Below are 23810 nucleotides of genomic sequence, written 5' to 3' on the forward strand. Positions count from 1 at the left end.
AAGGCATGAGCAACAGTCTGATAGAAATTACCGCCATCGAGATCAAAGAGCTGGCCGTCATCGAGCCGAAGCAGGCCAGCGAGAAGTTCGAGCTGATCGCCAAGACCATGTCTGACGACCAGCTGGCAGAAGTGATTGAAAACATTGATATCGTTACCCTGACCCAGATCAACGGCCAGCACGACATCTCCTTCCCCTCCATCATCTCCGAGCTGATGACCCCGGAGCGGATCCGCGACATCGTCTGCCAGCAGCCGCTCTACTGGGAAGAGGCGATCAAGAACAACGCCGACGAACTGCAACAGCACACCTTCGACTTCCTCAACTACCTGATCCGCACCCAGGATAGCGAAGCCAAGCAGCGGGAGATCCTCGAGTGCGTGGCCGAGGACCCGGCTGGCCTCTTCTACCTCGCCATCCCCTTTATCGAGTTCTATCGCGGCGATCGCTATGAAGAGGACGAAGGCTATCGCGACGTGCTGCACGCCGAAGAAGAAGATCTCGAAGAGTCTCTGCGCTACAGCGAGCGCCAGCAGAGCGAGGATGTCCACGACTACGCGCTGGACGACCCGAGAAGCCTCTTGATGCTCATTCGCGAGCTGGCCCCCGAGGTGGAGAAAGCCATCAAGGCGCTGCTGCGCAACGAGCACTCGACCTGGGACGGCATCATCAACAAGTTTGCCGCCGAGCTGGTGATGCAGGCCAAGGAGAAGAACAAGGTCGAGGAAGACGAATACGGCGACGTCGACGACATGTTCAGCTTTCTGGATTAAGGAGCCCATTCATGCAGTTAGTCATTCGCGATGCCAACCAGGGCCCCTTTCTGACCCAGGTGCTGCGCTTTGGCCGCGACAATGAACGTTTGACCGAGCAACAGCTGGCCGCCATCAAGGGCAAGGCGGTACTGATGAGCCTCAAATTCGCCGACAAGTACTACAACAAGTACAAGATGCACCTGCTGGAGCAGGCCGCCCACGACGTCATCGGCGTAGTGAGCCTCGGCCTGCAGGAGCTCTCGGCGCGGGATCCGGCCAAGGCACTGGCGCTGCTGCAGGCGCCGGAAGGCCCCATCAAGCCGTTCCAGAAGGGCTGGTCGATGCTCATCACCGTCAGCCCCAAGCAGGCTGGCAACAGCCTCTACGGTGACGTGGATGCCCGCCTGCTGGACAAGATCTCGAGCCCGCCCGATGTGGAGGAGTGGCAAGGGTGGCAGGAGTACGAGAAGGCGCTGACCGAGCACAACAAGAGCCGCCTGATGGAGCTCATCGACCAGCACTTCTTCGCCTGCGAGAGCGACCACCCCACCATGGAGGACAAGCTGGCCGAAGCGCTGCTCTACCGCATCCTCTGCGGCAAGGGCAGTGGCGCCGCCCCGCTCAAGGTGAAGCAGGATCTCAAGCGCAAACTGGCGCGGGAGATTGAGCTCGACGAGCGCTGGTACAATACCGACTACCTCGCCGCCCAGCTCACCCTGATGCTGAACGCGCTGCCCGCCGACATGGCCGCCGCCCTGCGTCAGGAGCTGAGCCCGGGCTTTGTGCCGAACCTGCTGCACACCCTCGGCTTTGTGCGCCAGTACCAGCTGCTGCAAAAAGAGAACGCCTCGCCGGAGAAGCTCGACAACATGGAGATGCGCGCCGGTCTCAAGCACCCGCTGCTCGGCTGGCCGCTCTATCACGACTTCTAAGGGGCCATGCCCCCTTGCAGGACGGCCCCGCCGCTCCTCCCCACAACGCCCGGCTTGCCGGGCGTTGTGCTATTAGTCATCCCACTGGCAACAGAAACCCTTGTCATGGCCGCCGCCCTTGGCAGAAAACTACCCCGTAAGCGTCATTGGCCCCATTTTTGGCAGGGATATAATGACTCCCCCATACCAGAGCCGGGGAACGAGCAGTGAACAGAAAGCCGGACCGCATTACCGCGATGCAGCAGATCATCGACGCCGTGAAGGCGGAATTTCCGCTCTATCAACCGGATACCTTCAAATGCGGGCCGGACAACACCTGCATCGGCTGCCCCAAGAAGCTGATGGAGCTGGTGGATACGGACCTCTGCTACTGGCAATATCAGATCGATCGCGGCATTCCGCCCTCCTTCGACGAGATCCAGCGCTTCGGCAAGATGTGCAAAAACATCCGCCGGGCGCTGGTGCGCAATGGCCGCATCCCCGCCTGAGCGCCCCATCGCAGCCACGGGAGAAGCACCCGCCGGCAACCCCCGAGAGGAACAGTTTATGACCCAGGAAAAGATCCAGACCCGCTACACCCTGAATGGCCCCCTTGCCAACCACGCTGAGCTGGAACAGGCCATCGCCCGGGCGATAGAGGCCCACAAGCAAGACTTCTTCCCCCTGCTGGAGCGGCTGGTGGATGTGGGTGACAGCCGGGTCAAGCTCAGTCAGAAAGAGCCACTGCGAGTACTGGGGGTGGAGCTCGACCGGGCTCACACCGGCGGCAGTGCGCGCCTCAGCTACGAATCCAACTTCGCCGAGAGCTGCCGGCTTATCGATGAATATGACCAGCACCAGACCAGCGTGGCCTTTCGTCTCGACGGTGATCAGCTGATATTCGATCTTGAGCTGCCCATACAGTGGAATTTCGACAACTGATTTGCGGCGCTGCCATTCCCCTGGCTTGTTGTTGCCAACTGCGACTTCCCCTCACCCTGACCCTCTCCCACGGGGAGAGGGGACTGTATCGCGCCACCATGGTGCCCTCGCCGTCTTTATCCAAGCCGCACATCTCTCAGCCCCCTAATACCACCGTCATCAGCTACAGCTGAAGTCTGTGCTCCCTTCTCCCACTCTTTGTCATAAACAAGGGGAGAAGGGTCTGGGATGAGGAGGGAGCAAGCCATCGACAAGCCGCAGAGCGTTAAATCAAGCAGGAGCGCGTAGGGTCGATTAGCGAAGCGTAATCGTCCGCACCGCAATCTCTGTGGCTATGGACATAGAGAAGAGATCAGCTGGAGCACCAGCAGAATTGTGGCAACCGGTTTTCGCGATCGTCTGATTACGCTTCGCTAATCAGACCTACGGCCCTGCGTGGCTATGGGTGCATATAGAGAGCAGCTAAAATTCCTACAGAATGGCGACAACTGGTTTTCGTGAACGTCTCATTACGCTTCGCCCATCATGCCTGCAGTCCTCATAACCAAAATTTAGTCTTGGCATAAGATAATAATCCTCCTAATTATGATAACCTGTAAACCAATCTGATTAAGAGTCAACTTCAATAATCGCTTCTTTACTTGGAAAAGAATATGGACGTTAATCACAAGATAAGACTAATAGTAAGTTACATTGGACCAAGGTTGTTAACCTATAGCCTTGCCATTGATTCTGAGAAACCTGAAGAACTAGATAAAATCGCAGCATCATTATCAGAGGTTCAGAATGAGGTTGTTCATTTTCTAGCGAAGAAAATTGAAGAGATTAGGATTAGACAAGCAACGGAAGGGGTAATAGGAGATAGTATATCCCTTTCACTATCCTCATTAGAAATAGATGGAAAAAACATTTTTGATTTTTTCAGAAAACATTGTGGCGGTAGTTACCCACAGTATAAAACAGATGACCCTATATTATCCTTGCTAGTGACTACATGTATTTCTGAGTATCCAATATTGATGTTGAGACATTCGCAGGGCAGTCATGATGTAGGTATGTATATAAACACCAACCATGCCAATATAATTAAGTTCATTTCCTTGGTTAAAAGTGACATTCTTAACAAAATAACCAATCAAAAGGATGGTTTTGACTACTGTTTTTCTGTGAGGTTGGATAACGGCACTGAGTTTTCCACTCAAGTATATTCTGCATTCAACACTATTATTATCAGATCATTTCAAAATGCCTGTAACAAAATGGCATATTCATTATCTGATGTATTAAAAGAAATTGATATAAATCTAAATTCACTTAGGGAGTTAGCTAGCAACGGTGAGATTGAGTATTCATATTTCATGGGAATTAGAGGTATGAACTTTGATGGGTTTACAGATATTGAGCTTGATCAAAATACCTATCTACGGCAATTTGACTCACCGTCTAATCCAAGTGCTCACTCTCTAACTACGATATCTCACAACTTCAGTGGCGAAAGTAACTACATTTCAGGCCATGTTTTAGAGATAAAAGAAAGAGCACGTCTGATTGATACAAATGCTAGCATGACGTGTGCAATGGGTGTGCATTGCCATAAAAAAACATCTCATATTATCGACACTCTAAAGTTATCGTTAGCTTTCGCTTTAAGAGAGGACAGAGGAATATCTCATGGTTTCTCTGAAAGTGGATTTCCTTTGTTGATTCCAGGGAATTACTCGCTTAGCAGTACTCCTCCTAGCAAATATCTTACCGTCAATACAGACAACATAGAGCCAATGAAGAATTGGTTTAAACAATTTTCAGATGTGAATTTAGAATACATTAATATTCCTTTGCAAAGACTAAAAAATGCGATTTTTGAACGTTCACATCCTGAAGATGCGATTGTGGATGCAATAATTGCTTGGGAAGGAATGTTCAGTGAAGCTTTCGAAACATCATTCAAAGTCACCGCTAGTATAGCAAAATATTTGGCAGAGCCTGCAGATAGAGATGAGTTTTATCAGAGGCTACGTAAACTGTATGCTTTACGCAGTGATATTGTCCACGGTAAAAAAAGCAAACTCATGAATCCTGATAATATTGATTCATTGAGAAGTGAGGTAATTGACATTGGTATCCGCTGCATAACAAAATTAATATCAGATCATGACATACTCCCCAAGTCATCAGGTGAGAGAGTCAAAGAAATTCTTGTTAATCGCTAGCTAATATCAGAATTAGATGAAGGGCGCTTTCGCGCCCATCTGTATTAATTACCCTTCCTGATTTTCCCCTGCCACAGTCTCGCCGGCGACGGTTTCAATCTCGATACGATCGACCCGCTGCAAACCGCGGGGCAGCTTGGCACCGCGGCGGCCGCGCTCGCCTGATCTTGCGCTTGCCGGAAAACAGGGTAACCGACTGGCCCTGCGGGATGACGGCGGCCATCACCACAAACTCCTCCCGCGCCTTGACCCGTGCCGAGGGGATGCTGGTGAGCTTGTTGCCCTTGCCGAGCGCGTAGGGTCGATTAGCGAAGCGTAATCGTCCGCACTGCAATCCCGGTGGCGATGGACATAGAGAAGAGATCAGCTGGAGCATCAACAGAATAACGGCAACCTGTTTTCGCGATCGTCTGATTACGCTTCGCCATCAGACCCGCGGCTCTTTCACTTTAAGCCACGCTCTGCTGAGAAATTCAGATATTTTACTGTTAATTACCGCATGTATATTCTCTCTATTTATACCTGGTGCATCATTACAAATAGCTGGTGCCATTTCATTTAATTCAGCAGAGCATGGAGAGAGAAAAACAAAATGACCGGCATTGTGTATTACCTGAAATTCTTTTTCTGCAGCCAATGTGTTAGCTAGATCTCTGGCATTTTCTTCCCAAGAAAGTTATTCATCCTTATCACCAGTAAAAATAAGGCTAGGAGCAATCACTCTTCTGAGTGAACCGTGAGAGAATGCCATACTCACCGGAGCCATGAAAACCCATGCCTTTATCCTAGAATCGGGGGGTACAACTAGACCAGGATGATCATTTATTATCACCCCTTTGTTTGAACATATGGCATTCATGTCATATTTACGACAATAATTTCCATAGCGTCCTGCATCAATATCCCCTCCTCTCAACAACAATCCTGTTGCTCCACCGGCAGAGAAACCAACAAACGCTATTTTATCTTTATCAATATATTTGGCTAGTTCAACATCATTGGTCGCAGCAGTAATGACGGCAGATATTTGTAATGGACGACCATACCAGGAGCTAATGGCCCCAGCCCCTGTCTGATCCTTGTAGTTGTCACCAGGATGCGTGAGGGTAATAACAATATTTCCCTGCAGAGCCAGAGTCGTGGCAAGGTCATGATGACTCCATAAACTACCGGCGTTGCCATGTGAGATCACTATGACTGGATAGCGTCCTGGTACTATATTCAGCGCCTTTTGTGCCGCTATTTGATAAGGACCTATCGTACTTGGTGTCTTTTCTGCGGCCACACCGGGATAAAAATATACGGCATCCATAGGCTTTCCACCTACAGGATCAGTCACTATGAGACGCTTAAACCCTGTATATTCAGCGGATACGACGAAGGATGGCAAGGCACTGCACGTACATATTGCACAAAGTAAAAAATAACGAAAAAGAAGCCTCATCAGATATCCTTTCTGATCCAATCGACATGGGGACGACACGCTACCACTATCCCCATGAGGAGTCATTTTTCACAAAAAAATGGGAGCGAATAATTCGCTCCCATCTTGTATAGATCCGTTGACTACCCTTCCTGATTTTCCCCAGCTGCCGGCTCGGCGCTGGCGACGGTTTCAATCTCGATACGATCGACGCGCTGCAGACCGCGGGGCAGCTTGGCGCCGCGGCGGCCACGCTCGCCGCGGTAGTAGTCAAGGTCAGATGGCTTGAGGGTAAGCTTGCGCTTGCCGGCAAACAGGGTCACCGACTGCCCCTGCGGGATGACGGCGGCCATCACCACAAACTCCTCCCGCGCCTTGACCCGCGCCGAGGGGATGCTGATGAGCTTGTTGCCCTTGCCCTTGCCGAGCACCGGCAGGGTATTGAGCGGGAACAGCAACATGCGCCCCTCGTTGGAGATGGCCATGCAGAGATCCGTGTCCGGCGCACCTATCTTCTGGGGTGCCATCACCAGGCCCCCTTCCGGCACTGTGAGCAGCGCCTTGCCGTTCTTGTTCTTACCGATCAGGTCGTCATATTTGCAGACGAAGCCGTAACCGGCGTCGGAACAGATCAGGTACGGCTCACCCTCGTTACCCATCACCAGATGGCGTACCTCTTCACCGGCCCCCAGCGCGAAGCGACCGGTGAGCGGCTCGCCCTGACTGCGGGCGGAAGGCAGGGTGTGAGCCTCCAACGAGTAGGTTCTCCCCAGAGTGGAGAGGAACACCGCCTGCTGGTTGCTGCGGCCATGAGCGTGGGCGAGGTAGTTGTCCCCCGCCTTGTAGGAGAGACCCTCCACATCCACGTCGTGGCCCTTGGCGGCGCGCACCCAGCCCTTGTCAGAGAGGATCACGGTAACCGGCTCACTCGGGGTGAGTTCCTTTTCGGTCAGGGCCACGGCGGTGGCACGCTCCACCAGCGGGGTGCGGCGATCGTCGCCGTACTTCTCGGCGTCCGCCAGGATCTCTTTCTTCAGCAATGTGCTGAGACGGCGCTCCGAACCCAGGATCAGTTCCAGCTTGTCGCGCTCTTCGGCCAGTTCGTTCTGTTCGGCGCGCAGCTTGAACTCTTCGAGCTTGGCCAGGTGGCGCAGTTTCAGCTCGAGGATCGCCTCGGCCTGGGTCTCGCTGATGTTGAAGCGCTCCATCATCACCCGGCCCGGCTCCTCTTCGGTGCGGATGATCTCGATCACCTCGTCGATGTTGAGGTAGGCAATGAGCAAGCCTTCGAGGATGTGCAGGCGGGCCAGCACCTTGTCGAGGCGATACTGCAGGCGGCGGCGCACCGTCTCACGGCGAAAGCTCAGCCACTCGGTGAGAATGGTCTTGAGGTCTTTCACCTGGGGACGGTTGTCCAGACCCAGGATGTTGAGGTTGACCCGGTAGTTCTTCTCCAAGTCAGTGGTGGCGAACAGGTGGGCCATCAGCCCCTCCACGTCCACCCGGTTGGAGCGCGGCACTATCACCAGACGGGTCGGGTTCTCGTGGTCCGACTCATCGCGCAGATCGGTAACCATGGGCAGCTTTTTCGCCACCATCTGGGCGGCAATCTGCTCCATGATCTTGGCGCCGGAGGCCTGATGGGGCAGCGCTGTGATGACGATGTCGCCATCTTCTTCGCTCCACACCGCCCGCTGCTTGATGGAGCCCTTGCCGGTCTCGTAGATTTTGCGGATGTCGTCGCGCGGGGTGATGATCTCGGCGTTGGTCGGGTAGTCCGGTCCCTGCACATGGGCCATCAGGGCATCCAGGCCAGCATTGGGGTTATCCAGCAGTTCCACGCAGGCGTGGGCCACTTCCCGCGCGTTGTGGGGCGGGATATCGGTCGCCATGCCTACCGCGATGCCGGTCACCCCGTTGAGCAGGATGTGCGGCAGGCGGGCGGGCAGCACCACGGGCTCTTTCATGGTGCCGTCGAAGTTCGGCGTCCACTCCACCGTGCCCTGGCCGAGCTCGGAGAGCAGCAGCTCGGAGAAGCGCGACAGCCGCGCCTCGGTATAACGCATGGCGGCGAAGGATTTGGGATCGTCCGGCGCCCCCCAGTTGCCCTGACCGTCCACCAGCGGGTAGCGGTAGGAGAAGGGCTGGGCCATCAGCACCATGGCTTCATAACAGGCGCTGTCGCCGTGGGGATGATACTTACCCAGCACGTCACCCACGGTACGGGCGGATTTCTTGTGCTTGGAGAGGGCCGACAGACCCAGCTCGCTCATGGCGTAGATGATGCGCCGCTGCACGGGCTTGAGGCCGTCGCCGATATGCGGCAGGGCCCGATCCATGATGACGTACATGGAGTAGTTCAAGTAAGCCTGTTCGGTAAAGGTGCGCATTGGCTGGCGCTCTACCCCGTCCAGACTGAGCTCGATAGCATCACTCATGTGATTATCTCTTTCGGTTCGGGAGCCGCCACAGGGCGACTCCGGCTAAATGCTTGCCGGCCCCGAGAGGGCCGGCCGACGGCTTAGATGATGGCGAGGTTGCCCTTCTCTTCCAGCCACTCGCGGCGATCACTCGCCCGCTTCTTGGCCAGCAGCATGTCCATCAGCTGCAGGGTCTCGTCCCCCTCGGCCTCTGGCCCCATGGTGAGCTGCACCAGACGGCGGGTGTTGGGATCCATGGTGGTTTCCCGCAGCTGTTTCGGGTTCATCTCACCCAGCCCCTTGAATCGGGTCACCATCACCTTGCCCTTCTTCTTCTCGGCTTCGACCCGCTGCAGCACGCCGTTCTTCTCGTCCTCGTCGAGGGCGTAGTAGACCTCCTTGCCGATATCGATCCGGTAGAGCGGCGGCATGGCCACATAGACGTGGCCCTGATTGACCAGCGCACGGAAGTGCTTCACAAACAGAGCGCAGAGCAGGGTGGCGATGTGCAGACCGTCCGAGTCCGCATCCGCCAGGATGCACACCTTGCCGTAACGCAGGCCGGAGAGGTCGTCGGAGTCGGGGTCGAGCCCGATAGCCACCGAGATGTCGTGCACTTCTTGCGAGGCGAGCACCTGACCGGCTTCGACCTCCCAGGTGTTCAGGATCTTGCCGCGCAGCGGCATGATGGCCTGAAACTCCCGATCCCGCGCCTGCTTGGCACTGCCGCCCGCGGAGTCACCCTCCACCAGGAACAGCTCCCCCTGCATGGGGTCGGCGCAGCCGCAATCGGTGAGCTTGCCGGGCAGCGCCGGGCCTTGGGTTATCTTCTTGCGCACCACCGTCTTGGCGGCGCGCATCCGGCGCTGGGCGCTGGAGATGCACAGCTCGGCCAGCTGTTCGGCCAGCTCGGTGTTGCTGTTCAGATACAGGCTGAAGGCATCCTTCACCACGCCGGAGACAAACGCCGAGCTCTGACGGGAGGAGAGCCGCTCCTTGGTCTGACCGGCAAACTGCGGATCCTGCATCTTGATGGAGAGGATGTAGGCGCAGCGATCCCAAATATCTTCCGGAGTCAGCTTGACCCCGCGCGGCAAGAGGTTGCGGAACTCGCAGAACTCGCGCATGGCGTCGAGCAGGCCCTGACGCAGACCGTTGACGTGAGTACCGCCCTGGGCGGTGGGAATGAGGTTCACATAGGATTCGGCGAGGCATTCGCCCCCTTCCGGCAGCCAGCACAGCGCCCAGTCCACCGCCGACTGCTCGGTGCTGAAGGCGCCGACGAAGGGCTGCTCCGGCAGGCAGGTGAACTGCTTGACCGCGTCGACCAGGTAATCCTTGAGGCCGTCTTCATAGCACCACTCCAGCTTGATGCCGGTGTTCTTGTCGAGGAACTTGATGGTGAGGCCCGGGCAGAGTACCGCCTTGGCCTTGAGCAGGTGCTCCAGCTTGGAGACCGAGAATTTGGGCGAATCGAAGTAGTGGGCTTCCGGCCAGAAACGCACCCGGGTGCCGGTGTTGCGTCGCCCGCAGGTACCGGTGATGGTCAGCTCCTGCACCTTCTCGCCCTTCTCGAAGGCGATGTCGTAGACCTGGCCATCGCGGCGCACCGTTACCTCGACCCGCTCGGAGAGGGCGTTCACCACCGAGATGCCCACCCCGTGCAGACCGCCGGAGAACTGGTAGTTCTTGTTGGAGAACTTGCCGCCCGCGTGCAGCTTACAGAGGATCAGCTCCACCCCGCACACCCCTTCCTCCGGGTGGATGTCGACCGGCATGCCACGGCCGTCGTCGATCACCTCGAGGGACTGATCTTCATACAGGGTCACCTCCAGGGTACGGGCGTGACCCGCCAGCGCCTCGTCGACGCTGTTGTCGATGACCTCCTGGCCGAGGTGATTGGGCCGGGTGGTGTCGGTATACATGCCGGGGCGGCGACGCACCGGTTCAAGGCCATTGAGGACCTCAATGGCATCCGCATTGTATTGAGTAGACATGGAGGGCCTTGCGAATTGACGTTTGGGGAGAATCTTACTCGTTGGGAGGGTATTGGACAAACCCGGCGGCGGCAAAGCTTGATCCGGACGGGGTAAGTCGCCCCGCCGGCCCGTTCAGCGCGCCTCGGCCGCCACCGGCAGCGCCTGCTGCAACTGGGAGAGCGAGCTGTGCAGCCGCCACACCATGCCGGCCAGCTCCCGCGCCGTCGGCTCCCTGTGGTTGGCCAGGGCCGCGCTGAGCCGCTGCAGCTCGGCCAGGGTGCGATCCAGAGAGGTGTGCTGCACCCCCTGCTCGGTGAGGATCCCCTGCAGAGAGCGGATGCAGTTGTCGCGCACCAGGTAGAGGGGCTGATCCTCGCCACGCCACTGGCGCAGCTGCCAGACGATGTGGCTACAGTTGAGCAGCACCACGCCCCAGCGCAGCACCCAGAGACGGGCGGTCTGATCCTGGCTCTGGCTGAGCTGGCTGATGCAATGATAGATGAGCGATTCGAACTGGCTCTCGCTCTGGCGCGGGGCCGGCTCCAGCTGATCCATGAAGTGGCGGCGCAGGGAGCGGATGAGGCGGCGGCTCTTGCGCCGATCCGAGCTCGGTCGCAACAGCTGGAACGCCAGTCCGGCGCTCATCACCCCCAGCGCCTGCCCCAGGCTGCCGTTGATGTACTGCAGGTAGTCGTAGCTGGGCGGATTGGTGATGGCGAGAAAGGAGCCGAGCAGCACGATGAGCTGGCCCCACAGCACCGCCTGCCTGGGCTGTTGCTGCTTGAACAGCTGCATGGTGATGAGCACGGGGAACAGGAGGGCACAGAAGAGCCAGAAGTCGTCGAGGCGGATCATCAGGCCGAACTTGACCGCGAAGCAGATGAGGCTGAGCAGCAGGATCGCCTTGAGCATGGTGTTGGCCCCCTTGGCGGGCGCCGGGGTGGCCGAGTAGAGCACGCAGCAGATGGAGAGCAGGGTCAGCGCCGAGCTGCCCGCATCCCACTGGCTGTGGATCCAGAAGGCGCAGCCGAGCAGCACGCAGAGGAAGGTGCGCCCGCCGTTGTAGGCCGCCTCCAGCGTGTCGGTGTGGCTGGTGAGCGAAGAGTGGCGCGGCGGCGCCGGCCACTCCTGATCGTCGTAACGGGCCAGCCGATCCAGCCAGCGCTGACACTCCAGATAGCTCCAGCAGAAGTGGCGCAGCCGTCGCCAGAAGGTATGCAGCCGATAGTCACTGGCCGCCGTCGACACCAAGGGGGCCAGCAGCCGGGCGATGCGGTACTTGTCGCAGCCGGGCTGGCCCAGCTCGGCCAGTAGCCGCTCCAGCAACGCCTGCAGCCCCTCCGGTTGCGTCGGCCAGTTGTGCAGCATGCGGCGCTGGCTGGAGATGAGGCTGATGAGCCGCAGCTGGCGGTGCAGCAGGAAGTTGAGCAGCCGGTTGTGGCGACGCAGCCTGTGATGGCTCCAGACCGCCTGGATGCGCAGCACGTTCATGGTGAGGATCTGGCCGATCAACCCCTCGTGGGCGGTACGCACCTCCGGGCTCGCCTCCCCCAGCCAGAGCAGTTGGGCATGCTCCAGCAGACGGGCCTGGGTCTTGTGCAGCGACTGCAGCAGGGTGTCGCCATCCGAGGTGCTGGGCAGGATCATCATCAACAGGCCGCCGCAGAGGATGCCGATGATCACCTCGCTCACCCGCGCCTGGGCGATGTCGAAAATGTGCTGCGGGTCGGTCACGTTGACGCAGGAGAAGGCGATGATGGCTGCGGTATAGCCCGCCAGCGCAAAGGCGTAGGAGACGTTGTTCTGATGGTGGTTGGAGATGTAGGTGCACAGCGCCAGCCAGAGCGCGATGAGGAAGCTGAACAGCCAGGGATCGCTGATGCCAAGGCCGGTGATCACCACCGCCGCCATGGCACCGATGAGGCTGCCCACCACCCGCCCCAGACTCTTGCTGATGACACCGCCCACGGTGGGAAAGCTCACCACCGCGGCCGAGGTCATCGCCCAGTAGGGGGAGTCCAGCTCCAGCACGAAGGCCAGCCAGAGCGACAGGCACATCGCCAGGCTGTTGCGCAGGGCGTAGCGCCACTGGCCGCCATTGGCCTTGCCCCAGGGGGTCTGGCGCCAGAGCGAGGCGGCCACCTCACTCCCCTATGGTGATGGTGCAGGTGGTGCCTGCAATCAGCGTCAGCTCGGGCGGCACCTCCAGCAGCTTGATCCGCACCGGCACCCGCTGGGCCAGTCGCACCCAGGGCACATTGGGTTTGACGTCCAGCAGCAGGTTGTCGGCCCCCTCCACGCTCTGATCGTGGATGGCGCGCCCTATGCTCTCCACTTCGCCGCGCAGCCGCTGCTCCCCGCTGTAGAGCACCACCTCGGCCGGTTTGCCCGGCGCTATGTGCCTGAGCTTGGTCTCCTCGAAGTAGCCCTGCACGTAGAAGGAGTGGATGTCCACCAGCGCCACCAGCGGCACGCCGGCGCTGGCATAGTTGCCGACCCGGGTCTGCAGGTTGGTGATGTAGCCGTCGCTCGCGGCATGCACCCGGGTCTTGGCCAGCGACCATCTGGCCTGCTCCAGATTGGCCTGGGCCACCTGGTAGGCCGCCTTCATCGCCTGGGCGTTGAGGCGGGCCTCATCCACCGCCTCGGCGGAGATGACGCTGCGCGACAGGCCGCTGCGCCGGCTCGCCTCGTGCTCCGCCTTGTCGAGATCCGATTTGGCCTTGGCCAGCGCCGCCTGGGCGTTGTCCAGCGCGATCCGGTAGGGCTCGGGATCCAGGGTAAAGATCTCCTCCCCCGCCTTGACCAGCTGGTTGTCTTTCACCGCTATCTTGATGATCTTGCCCGACACCTCGGGGGTGATGCTGACCAGCTCGGCCCGCACCTTGCCATCCCGGGTCCAGGGCCCCTGCATGTAGTAGTTCCACAGCCACCAGCCCGCCGCCAGCGCCAGCGCGCAGACCAGCAGGGTAGAGAAGTATTTGAGGGTCGCGAGGGGTGATTTAGCCATGTAGCAATATCCATAGGGCGCCGCTGACGGCGAGGATAAACAGGGAGAGATCCATCAGCAGGGGATGCCAGACATCCCCGCCGTAGAGCCAGTCGCGCAGCAGGTGGTGCACGGGCAGCCAGCCCAGCAGGCCGAGCAGGACCGCCTTGAACAGGGGCGGAAAGTAGAGAGAGGCGCCCAGGATCAGATCCGGCAGTGCTGAAGTTGTCACAAGCGGGCTCCCTGTTGGCAAGCGAGAGAATGCGGACTCACGGCCCGCCATGCGGCGGGTCTGGCAAGACTATCACAGCCCCGCAGGGTGCTACAGGAGCAGATGAGACCCTGTAGGTCAGACCAGCCGATCCGCCGGATGGTTGATGCCATCGAGCAGCGGCACCTCGCCCAGCTCGAATGGATTGACGCCTTCGAGGCAGGCGAGGTTGTAACCATACTGGGCCGGATTGGAGCGGCGCTGATGGTGGGTGTAGATGCCGCAGATGCTGCAGAAGTAGTGTTTGGCGGTGCGGGTATTGAACTGGTAGCAGCTCAGCACCTCCTCCCCTTGCAGGATGCGGATGCCGGACAGCGGCACCGAGGCGACGATGGCGCCCCGGCGCCGGCAGAGCGAGCAGTCGCAGCGGCGCGGATCCACCACGCCATCCGGCAGGGTCAGCTCCAGCACCACGGCGCCGCAGTGGCAGCTGGCCTTGTGCCGCTCCTGAATGGGGGTATTGCCGATGCGTTTGATCATGCTGCCTCCTTACAGACGGGTTAATTCTCCGTGCTAGTCAATCAAACAGGGTATCCTGCCGCCCCTGCAAAAGATGGTCGTACAGGGTGCGCAGCTGGGATTCCACCACCCGATGGCGAGAGAGCGGGGGCAAGTCGTCGATGGGGAAGTACCCCGCCCCTTTGGTTTCATCGGTTTCGCCCAGCAGCTGGCCACCGGTCACCTCGCACAGGAAGAACGCCTTGTGAGCGTGGGGCAGCTGGGGCGGATGAGGGTGTTTTAGCTTGTCGAACAGCGCCAGCAGCTGCACGGCCCGACACGCCAGGCCGGTCTCCTCCACCACTTCGCGCACCACGGCCCCCGCCGGCGAGTCACCGATGTCGCACCAGCCCCCCGGCAGGGTCCAGCAGTCGTCGCTGCGCTCCTGCACCAGCAGGATATGGCCCGCATCGTTCTGAATGAAGGCCCGCACATCGAGCTTGGGGGTGGGATAACCGCGATCGAGGGCGATCCAGTCGCTGATGGCTTCCGGTGCCAGCTCGCTCTGGCTGGCGATGAGCACCACCGTGGCCGCTCGCAGCGCCTCGAAACGGCCGATATCGAAGGGATCTTTGGAGTAGGTGAGGCCCGCCTGCGCCGTGGCCAGCACCTGCTCCAGAAAGGTGGCCAACGGCGGCTGCATGGCTAGAGCCCGAGGAAACGGACGATCTGGGCGGGGTAGCGTTCGAACGCCACGAAGGCGTGGTCGCCGCCGCACTCCAGCGAGAGGCGGGCAAAGCGGTATTCGTCCAGCGCCTTGCGATAGTCGAGCACCTCGTCCTCCTGCTGTTGCAGCACCCAGAGTCGCTCGGGGGCGCTCACCGATACCGCCAGTGCCCGCAGCTCATCCATGTGTTCAGGCAGCAGTTGATACTGCTCCCCCGTGTAGGGGTTGGTCTGGGGGCCGAGGTAGTCGCAGAGCAACTCGTGCGGGCGCACCGCCGGGTTGATCAGGGCGGCGTGGCAGCCGTATCGCTCGCTGACCCGGGTCGCCATAAAGCCGCCGAGGGAGCTGCCCACGGCGCCAAGCTTGAATTCGTTGCCATAACGGCTCTGCAGATCGGCAACTGTCTGCTCGATGGCCGCCCAGGCCGCCGCCGGGGTGTTGGGCTGGGCCGGGATCACCACCTCGATATCGGGTCTGTGTTCTGCCACCCAGGCAGCCATCTGCTGCGCCTTGGCAGAACCGGGCGAGGAGTTGAAACCGTGCAGGTAGAGGAGTACGGGCTTCATCGCAACTCCTCAATAACCGGTGGCATTGGGGTCGGGCACGAACTGCCCCACCGGCAGACGCCACACCTGGCTGGCGATACGGCCATCCGGGTAGAGGGTGAGGTAGCGCCAGCCAGGGCCGGATTCGTCCAGCGCGAAGCCATCAGAGAGCGGTTTGAACTGGATGCAGGTGGAGGGGCTGGCGATCAGCCGCACCCCGCGGTGCACCTCGTCAAACTCCTGGTGGACGTGGCCGAACAGTATGGTCTTCTGCTGCGGGTGGCGGGCCAGCACGGCAAACAGGTCGTCGGCATTCTTGAGATTGTGCTGATCGAGCCAGGCGCAACCCACCGGCACCGCCTGATGGTGCAGGGCGATCAGGGCATGGCGCTCGGGATGCTGGCGCAGCGCCTGATCCAGCGCCGCCAGCTGGTGATCCCCCAGCACCCCATGGGGTTTGCCGCGCACCTGGGTATCCAGCAGGATCACCTGCCAATGCTCGCCTACCAGCTGCTTGGCCTCGCTGATGCCGGCCGCGTGCAGGTATTCGGTCATCAGGGGGCCGTCGTCGTGATTGCCGGGCAGCCAGTAGATGGGGCGCGCCAGGGTTGCCATCATGGAGGCGAAGCGCTGGTAGGACTCCGGACTGTGATCCTGAGAGAGATCCCCGGTGGCGAGGATCAGATCGAACGGATGGTCATTGGCCTGCACCCGTTCCAGCACGGCAGCCAGGCTCTCGGCAGTGCGCACGGCCAATAGCCGCCCCTCGGCACTCGCGAAGAGGTGGGTGTCGGTAATTTGCAACAGGCGCACACTGCCGTCCTGCGCCTGGGGTAGCTCTGTTTCCAAAATCACGCTTCTTTTTATGAGTTCAACTAGAGGATGTTTATCAGGCTGGTACCATGTCTGAGACAAAATTTTAGCCAATCGGCCAGAAACAGGTTTACCTGCTCCTTTTCATCCCGCTGGTGCATATTTTTATTGGGATAATCATAACGTGGTTGCAACCTTGAAATCTGTTGCGCCGCACACACTTCCGCCATCCGCACGTCATGGTACAAACGAATCTCTATCCGGGCCTGCAAATAACTCGGCAATTCCGGGTTGTGCTGGGCCAGGATCACCTGGCTGGTGAAGCGACTCTCCTCGCTCACCGTGAGCTGAAACTGCAGGCCGTTGCCCACCTGATAGCGGCGTTCGGCGCCGACACTGCCGCCCGGGGGCAGCAGCTTCATCAGGGTCATGTAGTTGACCTCGCAGGTACGCTGCAAGGACATCAAATCAGGCACATAGCGCTTCATCGGGCTCTGGACTAACGACATTTCTCAGCTCCATCAATCCGAGCACATGGATAGTTGACCTCACAAGTACGCTGCAAGGACATCAAATCAGGCACATAACGCTTGGCCTGGGTCTGAACGAGCGCCACCTTAGCGCTCCGCCAGCCAGCGGGCACGCAGCTCGCCGTGATTGAGAGCCAGCCACTGCAAGGCGATGACGGAGGCGGCGTTGTCGATGCGCCCCTCTTTGAGCCAGGCATAGGCCTGCTCGCGGCTCACCACGTGAACCCGGATGTCTTCCCCCTCTTCCGCCAGACCGTGGATCCCCTCGGCCTTGCTGGCATCCACCTCGCCCACATAAACCTCGATACGCTCGGTGCTGCCGCCCGGGCTCACCAGATAGCTGATGGCGTGTTCGCAGCGGCCCACCTCGATGCCCGCCTCTTCCACAGCCTCACGCCGCACCACCTCTTCAGCGACCTCGCCCGGGTCTATGATGCCGGCCACCAGCTCCAGCAGCCAGGGGGTGGCGCTGGTCTCGATGGCGCCGATACGGAACTGCTCCACCAGTACGATCTGGTCACGCACCGGGTCGTAAGGCAACAGGGCGGCGGCATGGCCGCGCTCGAACAGCTCGCGGACGATGGGCTCGTTCCAGCCCCCTGCAAATAACCTGTGCTGCAGACGATAGACGTTCACTTTGAAGAACCCGTTATATCCTGCTGATTTATCGATAATTTTCACGTCATCGGCAGAGTAGTGACGGGTTTGGGGCAAGGCTTGCTGCGACATACGAGACTCCCGCCAGCTTGACTTGGCTCGGTTAGGCCATAAAATCCGGGAACATGAATGAACATTCATTCACTCGCTCCCGTCGGAGATGAGGGACGGATTTTAGCAGCCACAGGACATTTGGCTAGGCACGAGGGGGAGAAAACTCACCCTCGTTCTTGACGTTCCTGTCGCTGGAAAAGAGACAGTTATCATAAAATTTTGCTTATAGTAGAGTGATTAAGCTGCAATCAAGCTTGGTCGGTGACAATATTTGCCCTCTCCAGCAACCAGTTTGGGTTACTACATAAGGTTAAATCGATCTATGAAAAGAACACTTTTGTCCGTCATGGTGTTGCTGGGCGTCAGTGCCGGTGCCCATGCCGAAAACCTGCTCGACATCTACCAGCAAGCCCAGATCAAAGACCCGCAGTTGCTGCAGTCCAAAGCCGTTCGCGATCAGGCCTTCGAGAAGATCAACGAAACCCGTGCCCCTCTGCTGCCCCAGATCGATCTGGGTGCCGGACTCAATTATCTGAAAAACAAGAACGATACCCAGAGCAATAACAACGCCAAGGGTGAAGTGACGCTGTCGCAGTCCCTCTATCGTCGCAGTAACTGGGTCAATATGGATATCAGCGAGAAGCAAGCAACCCAGTCTGATGTCGCCTACAACCTCGAGATCCAGAGCTTGATGCTGCGTACTGCCCAGGCCTATTTCAACGTGCTCAAGGCGATGGATACCCTGGAGTTCGTGCGCGCCAACAAGGTTGCGGTAGAGCGTCAGCTGGAACAGACCCAGCAGCGTTTCGAAGTAGGCCTGACCGCCATCACCGACGTCCACGAAGCCGAGGCCTCTCGTGACCAGGCGCTGGCGGACGAGATCAATGCCGAGAACTCGCTGGACAACAGCTACGAGACCCTGCGCGAGCTGACCGGTATCGATCACCGTCAGCTGGACGTGCTCAACACCGATCGTTTCAGCCCGCAGAAGACCGCCTTCGGCTCCGACAAGTGGCTGGAGCTGGCGCTGGACAAGAACCTGCAACTGCACAGTGCCCGCATCGGCAAGGACATCGCCAAGGAGCAGATTGACCTGGCCAAGACCGGCCATGAGCCGACTCTGGATCTGGGTGCCGGACTGCAAACCAGCAATACCGATTACAAGCTGGATAGCATGCCGGGTGGCAATGACAATCAGGCCAATATCGGCCTGACCTTCAAGCTGCCGCTCTACAGCGGTGGCGCCACTAGCTCCAAAGTGAAGCAGGCTCAGTACAACTACGTGGCGGCCAGCGAACTGCTGGAGAAGAACTTCCGCTCGGTGCAGAGCACGGTGCGTTCCTCCTACAACAACGTGAACGCCAGCATCGGCTCGGTACGCGCCTACAGCCAGTCCGTCATCTCCGCCGACAGCGCCCTCAAGGCGACCGAGGCGGGTTACGAAGTGGGTACCCGTACCATCGTCGACGTGCTGGACTCCACCCGCAAGCTGTACGAGGCCAAGCAGAAGCTCTCCGAAGCCCGTTACAACTACATCCTCAATATCCTGAGCCTGAAACAGGCTGCCGGTGTGCTGGAGGCGCAGGATCTGGTGGAAGTAAACCAGGGTTTGATGCCAGCCACTGCAAAAGCCAAGACCAAAGTCTGATAGTCGTTATCGGCAATGAAAAAGGCGACCGTAAGGTCGCCTTTTTGTTATCCGGGTGTCATCGCTTGCTGGCGATGGCCCCGGATAAACGGGGCCAGCAGTATTAGCCGCGTTCACGGATGGTCTTGATGATGTCGCTGGTGGAGCAGCCATCCTCGAAGTTGAGGACCCGCACCTCGCCGCCGTTGGCGGTCACCTCGGCATAGCCGGCAATCTCTTCCGGCTGGTAGTCGCCGCCCTTGACCAGCAGGTCCGGCAGCACCTCGGCGATCAGCCGCTGCGGGGTATCCTCGGAGAAGGGCACCACCCAGTCCACGGCACCCAGCGCGGCCAGCACGGCCATCCGGCGCTCGGTCGGATTGACCGGACGACCCGGCCCCTTGAGGCGACGCACCGACTCGTCGGTGTTGACCGCCACAATCAGGCGATCCCCCAGCTTGCCGGCATTGGCCAGGTAGGAAACGTGACCGGCGTGCAGGATGTCGAAGCAGCCGTTGGTCATCACCACCTTCTCGCCACGCAGACGGGCGGCCTGCACGGCAATCTTGAGCTGGGCTTCTGACATGACGCCAAAGCCGGTTTCCTGCTCGGTGTAGAGGGCGTTGGCCAGCTCCACCGGGCTGACGGTGGAGGTCCCCAGCTTGCCGACCACGATGCCGGCGGCGGTGTTGGCCAGGGCACAGGCTTCGTCCAGGCTCTTGCCGGCGGCCAGCGAGGTGGCCAGGGTGGAGATGACGGTATCACCGGCACCGGTCACGTCATACACCTCGTGGGCCTGAGCCGGCAGGTGCAGCTCGGGTTGGCCTTCGCGGATCAGGGTCATGCCGTTCTCGGAACGAGTGACCAGCAGGGCCTCCAGCTCGAAGCGCTTGACCAGCTCCAGCCCCTTGGCAACCAGCTCCTCTTCACTCTTCACCTTGCCCACCACGGCCTCGAACTCGGACATGTTGGGGGTCAGCAGGGTGGCGCCGCGGTACTTCTCGAAATCGGTCCCCTTGGGATCGACCAGCACCGGGATGCCGGCGGCGCGGGCGCGCTGGATCATGCCGGGCACGTCGTTGAGGGCGCCCTTGCCGTAGTCGGAGAGGATCATCACGTCGCTGTGCGGCAGTGCCTGCTCGACCTTGCCCATCAGCAGGGTGGAGTCCACATCGTGGAAGGCCTCTTCAAAGTCCAGACGCAGCAGCTGCTGGTTGCGCGACAACACGCGCAGCTTGGTGATGGTCGGGTAGTCGGCCAGACGAACGAAGTCACAGGCGACCTTGACGCCAGCCATCTGGCCAGCCAGGGCATCGGCGGCCTCATCCTGACCAGTCAGACCCAGCAGCACGGCGTGGGCGCCCAGTGCGGCGGAGTTGAGCGCCACGTTGGCGGCGCCACCCGGGCGCTCTTCAATGTGTTCGACCTTGACCACGGGCACCGGTGCCTCGGGCGAGATCCGGCCGGTGGGGCCATGCCAATAACGGTCCAACATGACATCGCCAACGACCAGAACGCGGGCTTTTTCAAACTCGGGCAGGGTGATCTTCATCTGTATCGACTCTCAAAACCTGAAAAATCAGTCGCCGATTTTATCACACTCTTTTATTTGAGGGAGAAAAAGCAAACCTGCGGTTTCCATTTAAAGAAACCGGTAGTGACGATTCCCGTCACGCCAGTGAACCACCATCAGCCCCTCTGACCAGCACATAGCCATTCGCCCCCGACCCCGCTTTTCGGCTAGAATCCCCGCTTGCGAATAAAACGATCCGTTCAGGATCCCCACGTGCCTTTATCGCCTCCCCTTATTCGACCGGGCTTGCCCGGTGCATGGCGATTGCGAACAAGAGACTTTTCATGGCCCACGACAATGCTCCCCGCCTCGAACCCCGCCTGTTTCATCCCCGCTACTGGGCCAGCTGGTTCGGCCTCAGCCTGCTCTGGCTGCTGGTGCTGCTGCCCTGGCGCAGCCAGATGTGGCTGGGACGCCAGCTCGGCAGTCTGGCCCGCAAGCTGCTGAAATCCCGCGTCAAGATTGCCCGCCGCAATCTGGAACTGGCGATGCCCGAGCTGACCAAGGATGAGCGCGAGAAACTGCTCAAGCAGAATTTCGAGAGCGTGGGCTGCGCCATCTTCGAAGTCGGCATGGCCTGGTTCTGGCCGGATTGGCGGATGCGCAACCTGATGAAGGTAGAAGGGGAAGAGCACGTCATCGCCGCCATGGAGAAGGGTCAGGGCATGCTGCTGCTCTCCTGCCATTTCCTCACGCTGGAACTCAACGCCCGCTGCTTCGGCCTGGTGCGGCCCGGGGTCGGCGTCTACCGTCCCAACACCAACCCGGTGCTGGAGTATGCCCAGTACCACGGTCGCTGCGCCTCCAACAAATACCTGGTGGACCGGATGGACGTGAAGGGGATGATCAAGGCGCTGCGCAACGGCGATGCGCTCTGGTATGCGCCGGATCACGACTACGGCAGCCATGCCAGCGTGTTCGTGCCCTACTTCGCGGTCGAGCAGGCCGCCACCATCACCGGCACTGCCACCCTGGCGCGGGTGAAGAACACCGTCACCCTGCCCTGCTACAACATTCGCACCAACGAGGGTTACACCCTGCATATCGGTGCGCCGCTCGCCGACTATCCGAGCGGTGACGACCTGGCCGATGCGACCCGCGCCAACCGCGAGATAGAAGCCGCCGTGCGCAAGGCGCCGGAGCAGTACATGTGGCTGCACCGCCGCTTCAAGACCAGACCCAACCCGGATGATGCGGGCTATTACTGAGTGGGAAAAAACCGAAAAAGCCGCCGAAAGGCGGTTTTTTGTGGCCTGTCGCCGGTAAAGGGTTTTCATTCGTGGCTGAATATTTTATTAATGGCCCTGCCGAGCGGCGGGCCCAGGCCCGCCAGCAATACCAATAACGAAGGGAAGCGAACATGAAAGCCACTCTTTTGCTGGGCGCCCTGTGCGCATTGACCGGCTGCAGCCAGCAGACCCACAGCATCCATCTGACCTCCCTCCCCTTAAGCGATCTCAAGGAAGTGAACGCCCAGTGGAGCCCGCTCACCCGGATGGAGTCCCGCTACCCCAAAGAGGCCATCCTGGCCGGGCAGACCGGTTGCAGCTCGCTCGAGTACGTGATCAACCCGGCGGGACGGGCCGAACAGATCCGGGTGCTGGACAGCAGCGACCCGCAGTTCAGCGACGCCGCCATCGCCGTGCTGCAGCAGTGGCAATGGCAGGCCACCCCCACCAACTCGCAGCACATTCCGGTAAAATCCCGTACCCGCTTCGAATTCTGCATCGAGCACAACGGCCAGCCCTGCGACACCAGCGAACTGGAACTGCGCTGCCAGGGGGAAGACGTGGTGCGCAGCACCGGGCTGATCTACACCCAGGTCTGAATCAGCAGCGTAGACCTCCATTGCCAGCCCCGCTGGCCCCATCGACAGCCAAAGAAAAGGCTATGTCCCAATTACGTGTTGCATGGGGCGCCCCAGCGCCTCATGCAAGCAGCGTGAGATATTCACTTCCCGCCCATAGCGCTCCAACATCCTGCGCCAACCCAGATAATTCCTCAGATAGTGGGTCGCTACCCCATGGAACCGCTCCATCCACTCCTTCAATCACCTGTGGTACCCGTTCACATGTTGGATGTGATATGCACCCACCACCCGCTCTCCCGCTCGATTGCGCACCACTTGGTGTGTTATCCCTTGCCCCTTGCTGAAACTCGCATACACCCCGGCACCATCGCTGCACAGGACGGCATCCGGGGCGATAAGCGGCTGAAGCACTGCCTTCACCGCCCTGGCATTCAACTGTTCCAACTGGAAGTCAGCCAGGTGGCCTGCCCGGTCTTGCACCACCATCACCGGGATGTAATCCGGTCCTGTGCCTCGGGTACGGCCTTTACCTCCACGATGGCGGGCCGGGCGGGGCAATCCGCGCTGTCCTTTGAACGACTCCAGGAAGAAGGTCTCATCGACCTCGACAATACCCTCTTCCCGTACCGCCTGGTGGCTGGCCATGGCCTTCAGGAAGCGGTGACGCCACAAAAAGGCGGTGTTTTTACCGACCCCACAGCGGAGCGCCGCCTGCCGGACGGTCAGACCGTCGATGAGGGCCTGAGCATAGTCTTCCCAGCATTGTGGCTTGCGAAGTCGGGCGAGAGGCGTGTTGGTGAGCACGGAACTGGTGCGCAGACACTGCTTGCAGCGATAACGACGCAGCCCGCGAGACCAGCCCCAGGGAGCCAGCTGTGTGGCCTCGGCCTGGCAGTGAGGGCAGCATTGGCATGCGGGGAGTTGAGTGGCCAACGAGGTGATGGGGTGAGGGGTGGTGAGTTCATGTTGCGCGAGACGACGCTGACGCGAAGTGAGCGATGGAAAGAGGGACAATAGATGTTGAAAGGCTTGGGTATCCATGATGGGGGCCCTCAAGGTGATGACCTACTTCAAGGTTAGCCTTTCAACACATAACTGGGACAGAGCCAAAGAAAAAGGTGAGCCAGACTCACCTT

The 23810-nt window shown here is 59.5% G+C and carries 21 protein-coding genes and 2 pseudogenes; 8 read left to right on the forward strand and 15 right to left on the reverse strand.

The window, feature by feature from the left end:
• Positions 1 to 5 precede the first annotated feature (5 nt).
• The 5 genes from atcB to R2E40_RS19640 all read left to right on the forward strand — a co-directional run bounded on the left by atcB (position 6) and on the right by R2E40_RS19640 (position 4818).
• Complete coding sequence (gene atcB, locus R2E40_RS19620) at positions 6 to 773, forward strand: cold adaptation protein AtcB (protein WP_005335887.1); 768 nt, start codon at positions 6 to 8, stop codon at positions 771 to 773.
• An 11-nt stretch (positions 774 to 784) separates the two neighbouring features.
• On the forward strand, positions 785 to 1687 hold the full coding sequence (gene atcC / locus R2E40_RS19625) for a cold adaptation protein AtcC (protein ID WP_318164186.1): 903 nt from the start codon (positions 785 to 787) through the stop codon (positions 1685 to 1687).
• A 236-nt stretch (positions 1688 to 1923) separates the two neighbouring features.
• Complete coding sequence (locus tag R2E40_RS19630) at positions 1924 to 2175, forward strand: hypothetical protein (RefSeq protein WP_026080289.1); 252 nt, start codon at positions 1924 to 1926, stop codon at positions 2173 to 2175.
• A gap of 58 nt (positions 2176 to 2233) precedes the next feature.
• Positions 2234 to 2608, forward strand: coding sequence for a hypothetical protein (locus R2E40_RS19635; RefSeq protein ID WP_318164187.1), 375 nt, complete (start codon positions 2234 to 2236; stop codon positions 2606 to 2608).
• Between the two features lie 653 nt (positions 2609 to 3261).
• Positions 3262 to 4818 (forward strand): HEPN domain-containing protein, encoded by a 1557-nt coding sequence (locus R2E40_RS19640; RefSeq protein WP_318164188.1) that lies wholly within the window; start codon positions 3262 to 3264, stop codon positions 4816 to 4818.
• A 48-nt stretch (positions 4819 to 4866) separates the two neighbouring features.
• Here the strand turns inward: R2E40_RS19640 and R2E40_RS19645 are convergent.
• The 13 genes and pseudogenes from R2E40_RS19645 to nudF form a co-directional block, all read right to left on the reverse strand.
• Positions 4867 to 5107 (reverse strand): annotated as a pseudogene (locus tag R2E40_RS19645) (DNA topoisomerase IV subunit A); the annotation flags it as partial.
• Between the two features lie 387 nt (positions 5108 to 5494).
• On the reverse strand, positions 5495 to 6262 hold the full coding sequence (locus R2E40_RS19650; protein ID WP_318164189.1) for a dienelactone hydrolase: 768 nt from the start codon (positions 6260 to 6262) through the stop codon (positions 5495 to 5497).
• 122 nt (positions 6263 to 6384) lie between these two features.
• Positions 6385 to 8679 carry a DNA topoisomerase IV subunit A gene (gene parC / locus R2E40_RS19655; protein WP_318164190.1) on the reverse strand — a complete coding sequence of 765 codons (2295 nt, stop codon included), beginning with the start codon at positions 8677 to 8679 and terminating at the stop codon, positions 6385 to 6387.
• Positions 8680 to 8762: 83 nt separating this feature from the next.
• Positions 8763 to 10658: a DNA topoisomerase IV subunit B gene (parE, locus tag R2E40_RS19660; RefSeq protein ID WP_171281622.1), complete on the reverse strand. Its 1896-nt coding sequence runs from the start codon at positions 10656 to 10658 to the stop codon at positions 8763 to 8765.
• Positions 10659 to 10772: 114 nt separating this feature from the next.
• Positions 10773 to 12782, reverse strand: coding sequence for an FUSC family protein (locus tag R2E40_RS19665; RefSeq protein ID WP_318164191.1), 2010 nt, complete (start codon positions 12780 to 12782; stop codon positions 10773 to 10775).
• A gap of 1 nt (position 12783) precedes the next feature.
• A complete protein-coding gene (locus tag R2E40_RS19670; protein ID WP_041216469.1) occupies positions 12784 to 13650 on the reverse strand; it encodes an HlyD family secretion protein in 867 nt (288 codons plus the stop codon).
• Positions 13643 to 13912 (reverse strand): DUF1656 domain-containing protein, encoded by a 270-nt coding sequence (locus tag R2E40_RS19675; protein WP_043158843.1) that lies wholly within the window; start codon positions 13910 to 13912, stop codon positions 13643 to 13645. The genes R2E40_RS19670 and R2E40_RS19675 overlap by 8 nt, the downstream gene beginning before the upstream one ends.
• 66 nt (positions 13913 to 13978) lie before the next feature.
• The gene (locus R2E40_RS19680; protein WP_043171324.1) at positions 13979 to 14380 is read right to left on the reverse strand and encodes a GFA family protein; all 402 of its coding nucleotides are present in this window, start codon (positions 14378 to 14380) and stop codon (positions 13979 to 13981) included.
• Between the two features lie 37 nt (positions 14381 to 14417).
• Positions 14418 to 15041 carry an NUDIX hydrolase gene (locus R2E40_RS19685; protein WP_318164192.1) on the reverse strand — a complete coding sequence of 208 codons (624 nt, stop codon included), beginning with the start codon at positions 15039 to 15041 and terminating at the stop codon, positions 14418 to 14420.
• Between the two features lie 2 nt (positions 15042 to 15043).
• Positions 15044 to 15631, reverse strand: coding sequence for a YqiA/YcfP family alpha/beta fold hydrolase (locus R2E40_RS19690; RefSeq protein ID WP_318164193.1), 588 nt, complete (start codon positions 15629 to 15631; stop codon positions 15044 to 15046).
• 9 nt (positions 15632 to 15640) lie between these two features.
• Positions 15641 to 16459, reverse strand: a complete 819-nt coding sequence (gene cpdA / locus R2E40_RS19695) for a 3',5'-cyclic-AMP phosphodiesterase (protein ID WP_043164547.1) — start codon at positions 16457 to 16459, stop codon at positions 15641 to 15643.
• Positions 16460 to 16485: 26 nt separating this feature from the next.
• Positions 16486 to 16911: a DUF1249 domain-containing protein gene (locus R2E40_RS19700; RefSeq protein ID WP_370539134.1), complete on the reverse strand. Its 426-nt coding sequence runs from the start codon at positions 16909 to 16911 to the stop codon at positions 16486 to 16488.
• A 129-nt stretch (positions 16912 to 17040) separates the two neighbouring features.
• Positions 17041 to 17682: an ADP-ribose diphosphatase gene (gene nudF, locus R2E40_RS19705; RefSeq protein ID WP_024943166.1), complete on the reverse strand. Its 642-nt coding sequence runs from the start codon at positions 17680 to 17682 to the stop codon at positions 17041 to 17043.
• Between the two features lie 304 nt (positions 17683 to 17986).
• Here nudF and tolC point away from each other — a divergent pair, with 304 nt between their 5' ends.
• The gene (gene tolC / locus R2E40_RS19710; protein WP_318164194.1) at positions 17987 to 19312 is read left to right on the forward strand and encodes an outer membrane channel protein TolC; all 1326 of its coding nucleotides are present in this window, start codon (positions 17987 to 17989) and stop codon (positions 19310 to 19312) included.
• A 103-nt stretch (positions 19313 to 19415) separates the two neighbouring features.
• Here tolC and hldE read toward each other — a convergent pair whose 3' ends face one another.
• On the reverse strand, positions 19416 to 20843 hold the full coding sequence (hldE, locus tag R2E40_RS19715) for a bifunctional D-glycero-beta-D-manno-heptose-7-phosphate kinase/D-glycero-beta-D-manno-heptose 1-phosphate adenylyltransferase HldE (RefSeq protein WP_043164541.1): 1428 nt from the start codon (positions 20841 to 20843) through the stop codon (positions 19416 to 19418).
• 305 nt (positions 20844 to 21148) lie between these two features.
• Between hldE and lpxL the strand changes: the two genes are divergently transcribed.
• Positions 21149 to 22072: an LpxL/LpxP family Kdo(2)-lipid IV(A) lauroyl/palmitoleoyl acyltransferase gene (lpxL, locus tag R2E40_RS19720; protein WP_318164195.1), complete on the forward strand. Its 924-nt coding sequence runs from the start codon at positions 21149 to 21151 to the stop codon at positions 22070 to 22072.
• A 152-nt stretch (positions 22073 to 22224) separates the two neighbouring features.
• Positions 22225 to 22692 (forward strand): energy transducer TonB, encoded by a 468-nt coding sequence (locus R2E40_RS19725; RefSeq protein WP_024944696.1) that lies wholly within the window; start codon positions 22225 to 22227, stop codon positions 22690 to 22692.
• A 60-nt stretch (positions 22693 to 22752) separates the two neighbouring features.
• Here the strand turns inward: R2E40_RS19725 and R2E40_RS19730 are convergent.
• Positions 22753 to 23715 (reverse strand): annotated as a pseudogene (locus R2E40_RS19730) (IS1595 family transposase).
• Between the last annotated feature and the right edge of the window lie 95 nt (positions 23716 to 23810).

It is taken from the genome of Aeromonas sp. CD (genome assembly GCF_033349375.1).
GTDB classification, from domain to species: Bacteria; Pseudomonadota; Gammaproteobacteria; order Enterobacterales; family Aeromonadaceae; genus Aeromonas; species Aeromonas hydrophila.